Raw genomic sequence first — 793 nt, forward strand, 5'->3', positions numbered from 1 at the left:
GGCGCACTCTATCGGGAAGAAGGCTCCTCGCGCTCTGATAGCGAGCATTGGCGCGGCGATCGGGCGGCCGGAGACTCGCAAGCAAGCATGCGCCAGCGCAATCAGGCGGCCGAGAGCTCGCAATCGGGCGCGCTTCCGCAGCCAAGGCAATCCGCAAGCGACCTGGGTCCTGGACTTGGAAAGCGGCGCGTAGACGACGTAGCCGCGCAGAGCCACGCCAGCTTTGAGCGACCTGATCCACAGTATTCAGGCGAGTTGCATGCAGCACTAAGAGGAATTGCTAACGCGCGTGACATCGGGGGGTTCTCAAGAGAGGTGGTGAAGCATTCCAAGCGCCTGCGGATGCCGGATCAAGCAACGTTCATGCAAAAGGCCTCCGTCGATTTTGAACGCAAATTTGTCCCGCGCTTGGAGGAAGATATCGACGCCCGGCAATCATGGGGGTACGCCACTACGTGCAATGCGGTGAGCCGGTATGCGGGAGGGCAGGCAGGGATAGAAGCTTGCAGGGCTGTCGCAGCTCGGCTGTCGCAGCTTGATCTCGCGTTAATGAAGAAGATTGAACCGAGAGCGCTTTCGCTCTTCGCATCATCATTCGGTCGGGACCCATTGTCGACGAAATGTCGCGATGGAGCGATGAGAATCGCCCGAATTTGTCAGGATCAAAGGGGCGTACTAGGTGAGCTGGGCAGCCAAAATCTCTCGTTGCTGGCCAATGGTTTCAGCAAGTGGCCGGAAGCACCGGACTGTCGCAAGGCCACAGCCGCGATCGCCGATGAGGTCCTTCGCCGCG

1 pseudogene is annotated in these 793 nt (G+C 59.9%); it reads left to right on the top strand.

Annotated elements, in window-relative coordinates:
* Positions 1-318: 318 nt before the first annotated feature.
* Positions 319-793 (top strand): annotated as a pseudogene (locus tag ACFFNA_RS40585) (hypothetical protein); the annotation flags it as partial.

Origin of the sequence: Mesorhizobium kowhaii (assembly GCF_042431665.1) — a bacterium.
Lineage (GTDB): Bacteria > Pseudomonadota > Alphaproteobacteria > Rhizobiales > Rhizobiaceae > Mesorhizobium > Mesorhizobium kowhaii.